Raw genomic sequence first — 8633 nt, forward strand, 5'->3', positions numbered from 1 at the left:
GTGCGGCGGATCGCCTCGCCGCCGGGCACCTCGCCGACGCCGACCTGGCCCTCGCTGTCGGTGACGACGGCGACGTTGCGGGTGAAGAACGGGCCGTGCGCGCCGCTGAGGTTGAGCAGCATGCTGTCGTGTCCCGCGACGGGTACCGCCTCGACCCGGGTCACGGTCGGGGTGCGGCCGGTCATCGCCGTCCTCTCGGTGTCGATGAAGGGGGTCACGGGACCTTCTGGATCAACGTGGTCAGCTCCGCGAGCTCGGTCTCGGTCAGGTCGGCCAGCGGGGGCCGGACGCGGCCGCCGTCGCGCCCGACCGCGGTCAGGCCGGCCTTGATGATCGAGACGGCGTACCCCTTGGACCGGTCCCGGATGTCCAGGTAGGGGATCACGAAGTCGGTGAGCATCTGGTAGACGGTCGGCCGATCCTGGGCGCGGACGGCCGCGTAGAACCGGAGCGCGAACTCGGGCAGGAAGTTGTACAGCGCCGACGAGTAGGTGCTGACCCCGAGTTGGAGCAGCGGCAGCGCGAACGTCTCGGCCGTCGGCAGCCCGCCGATGTAGATCAGCCGGTCGCCGACCCGGGCGTACGTGCGGGTCATCCGCTCGATGTCGCCGACGCCGTCCTTGAGCCCGATCAGGTTGGGGTTGCGGTCGGCGGCCTCGGCGACGGTCGCATCCGTGAGCACGGCGTTCGCCCGGCTGTAGACGATCACCCCCAGGTCGGTCGCCCGGCACACGGCGCTGATGTGCTCGACCAGGCCCCGCTGGCTGGCCTCGGTGAGGTACGGCGGGAACAGCAGCACGCCGTCGGCGCCGGCGGCCTGGGCGGCCTGCGCCTGGGCCACGGCGACCGCGGTGCCGCCGGTGGCCGGCGCGATGACCGGAACCTTGCCCGCCACCTCGTCGACGGCGACCCGGACGACGCGGTCCATCTCGGCGGAGGACAGTGAGAACCCCTCGCCGGTGCCGCCCGCCGCGAACAGGCCGGCGACGTCGAAGCTCGACTGCCAGGCCAGGTGCTCCCGGTAACGGGCCTCGTCGAACTGCAGGTCGGCGTCGAAGTGGGTGACCGGGAAGGAGAGTAGGCCCGACTTCAGCCGGTCAGCGAGAACGTCCGGAGGCAGCAGCGTCACGATGATCTGTCCTTGGGTCCGACGGGTCCGCGTCCGCGCCAACGGGCGGCGCGGACGGTGGTCGGGATCACCGTAGGAACCTGTGACGATGCATGTCCAAGAGCGCTTCCGCATCGAGCGATGCTCTCGGGGTATCAGGAGTTGTCCGATCGTCGCTCCAGGGCCGCCAGCGCCCGCCACAGCGCGGGATTCTTCGACTCGCGGGACCACAACAGGTGCAGCTCCACCGGTTCGGGCGCGGGGGTCTCCAGCGGGACGAAGCCCACCCCCTCGATCGGCAGCCGGGCCGCGCAGGCGGGCACGAACGCGACCCCCCGGCCCGCCGCCACCAGCCAGAGCATGGTGAGCACCTGACTCACGCTGTGCACGGTGTTCTCGGCGGCGATCGGCACCACCCCGGCGACCAGGTCGTAGAAGTACTTGGCCTTGGTCGGCGAGTGCATGACCACCGGCTCCGCCGCCAGGTCCGGCGCCGTCGCGGGCCGCCCCAGCTCCAGCAGCCGGTGACCGGCGGGCGCCGCGACCAGCAGCGCTTCCCGGTGCAGCAGCCGCGAGCCGAAGGCCTGCTCGTCGAAGGGCGGACGCGCCAGCCCGAGGTCGATCTCCTCCTTGAGCAGCCCGGCGACCTGCTCCCGGGTCACCATCTCGGCCAGGTCCACGCCGACGTCGGGCAGCTCGCGGGACAGGTCGTTCAGCAATCCGCCCAGGATCCCGTACGCCGAGGCCGCGGTGAACCCGATCCGGACCACGCCGCTGGCCCCGGACGACACCCGCCGGGCCAGTTCCGGCGCGGAGTCGGCGAGCGTGAGCAGCCGGCGTGCCTCGACCAGGAACGCCGCGCCGGCGGCGGTGAGCGCCACCCCCCGGTTGTCCCGTTCCAGCAGTTGGGCGCCCACTACCCGCTCCAGCTTCTGGATCTGCCGGCTCAGGGGAGGCTGTGTCATCTGCAGCCGCGCGGCGGCGCGGCCGAAGTGCAGCTCCTCCGCGACGGTGACGAATCCGCGAAGTTGCTCCAGCGTGAACGCCATGTCAAGAAGGTATCAACTGATGCCGCATTGGATTTGGACAGGCATGAGTCGAGGTCCCTAGGCTCCCGTCATCCAGGCGTCCGTGACCCGACTCACAGCGCCCCATCGCTGAAACATGGCTCTGTCAATGAGGAGAACGACATGACGATCAACCGCGTACGCCGGTTGGCGACGGCGGGGGCCGGGCTCGTCCTGGCCCTCTCGCTCGCCGCCTGCGGCGGCAATGTCGGGGGCGGGACCAGCGACGACGCGAAGTTCCCGGGCAAGGCACCGATCACCATCCTGGTCGGCCAGGACCCGGGCGGCAGCACCGACCTCATCGCGCGGGCGCTCGCCGACAAGGTCTCCAACGACCTCGGTGTCCCGGTGACCGTCGAGAACAAGCCCGGCGCCAACGGCGGCCTGGCCGCCAAGGAGCTGGCCGGCAAGAAGGCCGACGGGCACACCCTGATGGTCTACAACGGCAGCCTCGCCTACATCACGCCGCTGGCCGTCGCCGCCGGGCAGGCGCCCGACATGGCCGACTACGACATCGTCACCGGCATCAGCCAGGACGACTACGTGATGGTCACGGCCGCCAAGTCCGGCTTCAAGACCGTCGACGACCTGGCCAAGGCCGGCCGCCCGATCACCTTCGGCACCACCGGCGTCGGCACCGGCAGCCAGCTGTCGCAGGAGCTGCTGTTCCGCCAGGCGAACATCCCGGCCAAGGCCGTTCCCTTCAAGGGCGGGTCGCCCACTCTCACCGCGGTGCTCGGCGGCCAGGTGGACGTCGGCTCGGTCCAGCTCGGCGAGGCCATCGAGCAGGTCAAGGCCGGCAAGCTCACCCCGATCGTGACGTTCGCCGAGAAGCGCCCGACCTACCTGCCCGACACCCCGACCGCGGTGGAGGCCGGCCACGACGTGCCCGTGCAGCAGTCGCGGGCGATCTTCGCACCGAAGGGCACGCCGAAGGAGGTCATCGACGCCCTGCGCGCTTCGTTCCAGAAGGCGTTCCAGGCCGATGCCTACAAGAAGTTCAACGAGGACAACCTGCTCACCCCCAACGAGGTGGACGGCGAGGAGCTGCGCAAGCAGTGGACCGCGAACCTGGACAAGTACCGCGCCGTCGTCCAGAAGTACAACATCCAGCTTGGCGAGTCGAAGTGAGTTCGATCCACCACGGAACACCGGGCAGCCCCGGCGGCGACACCGCCGCCGGGGCCATCCCCCGGGGCGGTGATTCCGTCGGCGCGGAGCTCAGCCTCGAGGAGGCGATCCACCGCGTCGAGGAAGCCGAGCACGAGGGCCGCCCGCCCGCGGCCGGGACGCTCAGCAACACCCTGACCGCCGCGGCGGTCGTGGCGCTCGGCATCGCCGGGCTCGTCGGTTCCAGCAGGCTCGGCCTCGGGACCGCCCGCGCCCCCGAGGCCGGCACCTGGCCGCTACTGGTCAGCGGCGCGCTCGTCCTGCTGGGCCTGGGCCTGCTCGCCACGGCCCGGCGCACCACCGACGCCGAGCGGTTCTCCCGGGCCAGCCTGCTGGTCCTCGGCGGCCTGGCCACCATGGTCGTCTTCGTCGCGGTCATCAGCGTGATCGGCTTCGAGATCCCGGCCGCCCTGCTCGCCTTCGTCTGGCTGCGGGTCCTCGGCCGGGAGGGCTGGCGCACCTCGATCCTCACGAGCCTGGGTGTGGTGGTCGCCTTCTATCTCCTGTTCGTGGCGGCCTTCTCGGTCCCCATCCCGCACCTGTTCTAGGAGGGTCCGTGGATTTCGCCCCGGTGCTCCATGGCTTCGGCGTCGTGCTGGAGCCGACCAACCTGCTCTACTGCCTGATCGGCGTCGTCATCGGCATGCTGATCGGCGTCCTGCCCGGCCTCGGCCCCGCCGCGACCATTGCCATCCTGCTGCCGGTCACCTTCGGCATCGAGCCGGTGACCGCGGTGATCATGCTCGCCGGCATCTTCTACGGCGCCCAGTACGGCGGCACCATCACCTCCGTCCTGCTGCGGCTGCCCGGCGAGGCGTCCTCCGTGGTGACCGTCTTCGACGGCCACGCGATGGCCCGCCAGGGCCGGGCCGGCACCGCACTCGGCATCGCGGCCATCGGCTCCTTCGTCGGCGGCACCGTCTCGATCATCGCCCTGACCCTCGTCGCCCCCCTGGTGGCGGGCTTCGCCCTGGACTTCGGTCCGCCGGAGTACACGGCCCTGGCCCTGCTCGGCATTCTGCTGGTCGCCACGATCAGCAGCGGCGGACGCCTCAAGGCGGTCATCGCCGCGTGCGTCGGCCTGCTGCTCGCCACCGTCGGCCAGGACGGCTTCACGGGCGCCGAGCGGTTCACCTTCGACAACCTGTCGCTGGCCGACGGCCTGGATTTCGTTCCCATCGCCATGGGACTCTTCGGCCTCGGCGAGATCCTCTACAACCTCGAGGAACGCCATCGCGCCGCGCAGGCCCCGGTCGCGGTGGCGAACGTGTGGCCGTCGCGGGCCGACCTGCGCCAGTCGTCCGGGGCGATCGGCCGTGGCTCCCTGGTGGGCTTCGTGCTGGGCATCCTGCCCGGCGGCGGCGCCACCCTCTCCTCGCTGGCCGCGTACGCGCTGGAGAAGCGCCGGGCCAAGCACCCCGAGCGGTTCGGCAAGGGCGCCGTCGAGGGCGTTGCCGCGCCGGAGACGGCCAACAACGCCGCCGCCACGTCGTCGTTCATCCCGCTGCTGACCCTCGGCATCCCGGCCAACGCGACCATGGCGGTGATCTTCGGCGCGCTGCTGATCCAGGGCGTGACACCCGGTCCGCAGCTGGTCGAGCAGAACCCCGACCTGTTCTGGGGCGTGGTCAACTCGATGTACATCGGCAACATCCTGCTGCTGATCATGAGCATCCCGCTGGTCGGCCTGTTCGTGAAGATCCTCAAGGTGCGGGCCACGATCCTCGCCCCCGTCACGGTGTTGATCACGCTGATCGGCGTCTACACGGTGCGCAACAGCGTCTTCGACATCGGTCTGGTGATCGTCTTCGGCGCCCTCGGCTACCTGATGAAGAAGCTGGGCTTCGACCCCGGTCCGCTGGTGCTGGCCTTCGTACTCGGGTCGCTGCTGGAGGACTCGCTGCGCCGCTCGCTGCTGATCTTCAACGGCGACGCGACCGGCTTCTTCACCCGGCCGATCTCCGGGGTCCTGCTCGTCGTGTTCCTGCTCGTGGCCCTGCTGCCGCCGCTGCGGGCCGCGCTCCGCCGGCGCCGGCCGGTGTCCCCGTCCGTCACCGCGTCCCCCGAGAAGGAGCTGGTGTGACCGTTCTCGCCGCCTACATCCCCACGCCGGAAGGGAACGCGGCCTTCACCGCCGCGCTCGCCGAGGCCGGCCGCCGCCGGGAACGGCTGGTGGTGCTCAACACCGCGCGCGAGGGCGCGCCGGTCAGCGCGGACCTCGCCGATGAGGCCACCGTGGCGGCGCTCGTCGAGCGCGCGACGGCCGCCGGTGTCGAGGTCGACTTCCGCCAGGAGGCGCACGCCGGGGACCTCGCCGAGGAGGTCGTGCGGGTGGCCGAGGCGGTCGACGCCTCGGTGGTCGTGATCGGCCTGCGCCGCCGCTCGCCGGTCGGCAAGCTGATCATGGGCAGCGCGGCCCAGCGCATCCTGCTCGACGCCGACCGACCGGTACTCGCCGTCAAGCCGTGACCCGGTGCCGGGCCGGGGACACCCGGCCCGGCCTCACCGGCGGGCCAGCCCCAGCGCGGCGGCGGTGGCCAGCCCCCAGCCGGCGGCCACCGCCAGCAGCAGCCGCTCCAGTACGCCGACCAGGCCGCCCCGGCCCACGGCCAGCATGGCCACCCCGACGGCGGCGGAGAGCGGCAACGCGAGGGCCGCGGCGACCCCGGCGATCCGGCGCAGCGGCCGGGCCGCCGCCGGGGAGACGAGCAGGACCAGCATGGCGAAGACCACGGCGGCGGTCGCCGCGATGCTCGCCCCGCCGTGCACCAGGTCCGCCACGGTGGCCGCCTCGAAGGGCGGCAGGGGACAGCCCGCGCTGCACGCCACCGCCCCGGACAGCACCGTGCCGACCCCACCGGCGGCGAGCAGCACCGCCGCCGCCCGCAGCGCCGGGGGCAGCGCCACGGCGAGCAGCAGCAGCGCCGCGGCCAGGGCGAACACCCCGATCCGGTACGCCCCGGCGTATCCGCTGTCGGTGACGCCGGCCTCGCTGACGTACCCGGTCAGGCCCGGACCGGGACCGGCGACCACGGCGACCGTCACCGCGACCGACCCGGCGAGGACGCAACCGGCGGCGGCGGACGCGGCGGCGGCCCGGAGGACGCCGGGCTCAGCCACGCCCGTGCGGCGTGGTCCAGCCGGACAGGTCCGGACCCAGCGGCACGATCCGGGTCGGGTTGATCATCTCGTGGGTGCCGTAGTAGTGCCGCTTGATGTGGTCGAAGTCCACCGTCTCGCCGAAGCCCGGGGTCTGGAACAGGTCCCGGGCGTACGCCCAGAGCACCGGCATCTCGGTCAGCTTCTGCCGGTTGCACTTGAAGTGCCCGTGGTACGCCACGTCGAAGCGGACCAGCGTGGTGAAGAGCCGGACGTCCGCCTCGGTGAGCTGGTCGCCCATCAGGTAGCGCCGCCCGGCCAGCCGCTCCGACAGCGCGTCCAGCCGGGCGAAGAGCGCCCGGTACGCCTCGTCGTACGCCTCCTGGGAGGTGGCGAAGCCGCACCGGTAGACGCCGTTGTTGACGTCCCGGTGGATCTCCGCCATCAGCGCGTCCATTTCCGGCCGCAGCTCGACCGGGTAGAGATCCGGCGCGCCCGGCTTGTGGAACCGCCGCCACTCGGTGGAGAAGTCCAGGGTGAGCTGCGGATAGTCGTTGGTGACCACCCGGCCGGTGCGCGTGTCGACCAGCGCCGGCACGGTCACCCGGCCGGTGTAGTCCGGGTCGGTGGCCAGGTACGCGTCGGAGAGGAAGCCGATGCCCAGCGCCGGGTCGAAGCCGTCTGGGTCGAGGGAGAACCGCCAGCCCCGCTCGTCCCGGATCGGGTCGACCGTGCCCAGCGAGATCACCTCGTCCAGGCCCAGCAGGCTGCGGACGATCCGGGCCCGGTGCGCCCACGGGCAGGCCCGGCACCAGATCAGCCGGTACCGCCCGGCCTCCAGCGGCCAGCGGTCCTGATCGTCGGGGCCGCCGCCCTCCGGCGAGGTGGAGTGCGGGGTGACCCGACCGGTGAACCGGTTGGGCTGGCGGACGAACTCACCGCTGCGGGTGCTCTCTGCGCTGAACTGGGCCCGGGCCATGCCGCCAACCTAACCGTTCGGGACGCGGATATCCTGGCGCCGGGCGTCCCCGTGACCCGGTGGGCGACCCGCCGCCAGCCCCTTCCCACCCCCGAAGGACGTGCGTCGATGACCGTGGCATACCTCGTGGCCGGAGTCCGTACCCCGATCGGCCGGTACGCCGGCGCCCTCGCCGGGGTCCGCCCCGACGACCTGGCCGCCCACGTGATCCGCGAACTGGTCGCCCGCCACCCGGGGGTGGACTGGGCCCGCACCGACGACGTGATCCTGGGCTGCGCCAACCAGGCCGGCGAGGACAACCGCAACGTGGCCCGGATGGCGACGCTCCTCGCCGGGCTGCCCGAGGAGGTCCCCGGCAGCACGGTCAACCGGCTCTGCGGCTCCGGCCTGGACGCCCTGGCCACCGCCGCCCGGTCGATCGTGGCGGGCGAGGCCGACCTGGTGGTCGCCGGTGGGGTGGAGAGCATGAGCCGCGCCCCCTTCGTGATGCCGAAGGCCACCACCGCGTTCGCCCGCACCGCCGAGGTCTACGACACCACCATCGGCTGGCGGCTGGTGAACCCGCTGATGAAGCAGGGCTGGGGCATCGACTCGATGCCGGAGACGGCGGAGAACGTCGCCGCCGACTACGGCGTGGACCGGGCGGCGCAGGACGAGTTCGCCCTGCGCTCGCAGCAGCGCGCCGCGAAGGCGCAGGCCGACGGCCGGCTGGCCGAGGAGATCGTGCCGGTCACCGTGCCGGCCGGGAAGCGCGAGACGAAGCTGGTCGAGGCCGACGAGCACCCCCGGGAGACCTCCCTGGAGAAGCTCGCCGCGCTGCCCACCCCGTTCCGCGCGGGCGGCACCGTGACCGCCGGCAACTCCTCCGGCGTCAACGACGGCGCGGTGGCCCTGCTGGTCGCCTCCGCGGCGGCCGTCGCCCGCTACGGGCTCACCCCGCTGGCCCGGGTCACCGGCGCGGCGGCGGCCGGCGTGCCGCCCCGGATCATGGGGATCGGGCCGGTGCCGGCCACCCGCAAGCTGCTCGACCGGTACGGCCTGGGCCTGGCCGACGTCGACGTGATCGAGCTGAACGAGGCCTTCGCGGCGCAGTCCGTGGCGGTGCTGCGCGAGCTGGGCCTGCCCGAGGACGCCGAGCACGTCAACCCGAACGGCGGGGCGATCGCCCTCGGCCACCCGCTCGGCGCCAGCGGTGCCCGGCTGGCCCTCA

Annotated in this window: 10 protein-coding genes; 5 read left to right on the forward strand and 5 right to left on the reverse strand. The window is 72.6% G+C overall.

Annotated features, from left to right (window positions below):
* From ACWEVO_RS21565 to ACWEVO_RS21575, 3 genes are all read right to left on the reverse strand, one after another.
* A partial coding sequence (locus ACWEVO_RS21565; protein ID WP_452309325.1) for a hypothetical protein occupies window positions 1-218 on the reverse strand: 218 nt, incomplete at its 3' end.
* On the reverse strand, window positions 215-1129 hold the full coding sequence (kdgD, locus tag ACWEVO_RS21570; RefSeq protein WP_452309326.1) for a 5-dehydro-4-deoxyglucarate dehydratase: 915 nt from the start codon (window positions 1127-1129) through the stop codon (window positions 215-217). The genes ACWEVO_RS21565 and kdgD, both read right to left, overlap by 4 nt.
* Before the next feature lie 134 nt (window positions 1130-1263).
* Complete coding sequence (locus ACWEVO_RS21575) at window positions 1264-2157, reverse strand: LysR family transcriptional regulator (protein WP_452309327.1); 894 nt, start codon at window positions 2155-2157, stop codon at window positions 1264-1266.
* 141 nt (window positions 2158-2298) lie between these two features.
* On the opposite strand from ACWEVO_RS21575, the gene ACWEVO_RS21580 reads away from it, so the two are divergent.
* Genes ACWEVO_RS21580 through ACWEVO_RS21595 form a run of 4 tightly spaced genes read left to right on the forward strand, consistent with a single transcriptional unit; the run spans window position 2299 to window position 5814 of the window.
* On the forward strand, window positions 2299-3306 hold the full coding sequence (locus tag ACWEVO_RS21580; protein WP_452309328.1) for a Bug family tripartite tricarboxylate transporter substrate binding protein: 1008 nt from the start codon (window positions 2299-2301) through the stop codon (window positions 3304-3306).
* On the forward strand, window positions 3303-3893 hold the full coding sequence (locus tag ACWEVO_RS21585; protein WP_452309329.1) for a tripartite tricarboxylate transporter TctB family protein: 591 nt from the start codon (window positions 3303-3305) through the stop codon (window positions 3891-3893). Before ACWEVO_RS21580 ends, ACWEVO_RS21585 begins: the two co-directional genes overlap by 4 nt.
* An 8-nt stretch (window positions 3894-3901) precedes the next feature.
* The gene (locus tag ACWEVO_RS21590; protein ID WP_452309330.1) at window positions 3902-5428 is read left to right on the forward strand and encodes a tripartite tricarboxylate transporter permease; all 1527 of its coding nucleotides are present in this window, start codon (window positions 3902-3904) and stop codon (window positions 5426-5428) included.
* The gene (locus ACWEVO_RS21595) at window positions 5425-5814 is read left to right on the forward strand and encodes a universal stress protein (RefSeq protein ID WP_452309331.1); all 390 of its coding nucleotides are present in this window, start codon (window positions 5425-5427) and stop codon (window positions 5812-5814) included. The genes ACWEVO_RS21590 and ACWEVO_RS21595 overlap by 4 nt, the downstream gene beginning before the upstream one ends.
* A gap of 33 nt (window positions 5815-5847) precedes the next feature.
* On the opposite strand, the gene ACWEVO_RS21600 is transcribed toward ACWEVO_RS21595, so the two are convergent.
* Both ACWEVO_RS21600 and ACWEVO_RS21605 read right to left on the reverse strand, forming a co-directional pair.
* Window positions 5848-6465, reverse strand: coding sequence for a DUF998 domain-containing protein (locus ACWEVO_RS21600; protein WP_452309332.1), 618 nt, complete (start codon window positions 6463-6465; stop codon window positions 5848-5850).
* Window positions 6458-7423 carry a glutathione S-transferase family protein gene (locus ACWEVO_RS21605; protein ID WP_452309333.1) on the reverse strand — a complete coding sequence of 322 codons (966 nt, stop codon included), beginning with the start codon at window positions 7421-7423 and terminating at the stop codon, window positions 6458-6460. Before ACWEVO_RS21605 ends, ACWEVO_RS21600 begins: the two co-directional genes overlap by 8 nt.
* A 108-nt stretch (window positions 7424-7531) precedes the next feature.
* Here ACWEVO_RS21605 and pcaF point away from each other — a divergent pair.
* On the forward strand, window positions 7532-8633 hold a 1102-nt coding region (gene pcaF, locus ACWEVO_RS21610; protein WP_452309334.1), incomplete at its 3' end, for a 3-oxoadipyl-CoA thiolase.

The sequence above is a fragment of the Micromonospora sp. NPDC003776 genome, assembly GCF_053605645.1.

What these genes read in the sequence shown, in the direction of transcription:
- ACWEVO_RS21575 (WP_452309327.1), bottom strand. Translation starts at nt 2,157, where the DNA reads ATGGCGTTCACGCTGGAGCAACTTCGCGGATTCGTCACCGTCGCGGAG.
- ACWEVO_RS21580 (WP_452309328.1), top strand. Translation starts at nt 2,299, where the DNA reads ATGACGATCAACCGCGTACGCCGGTTGGCGACGGCGGGGGCCGGGCTC.
- ACWEVO_RS21605 (WP_452309333.1), bottom strand. Translation starts at nt 7,423, where the DNA reads ATGGCCCGGGCCCAGTTCAGCGCAGAGAGCACCCGCAGCGGTGAGTTC.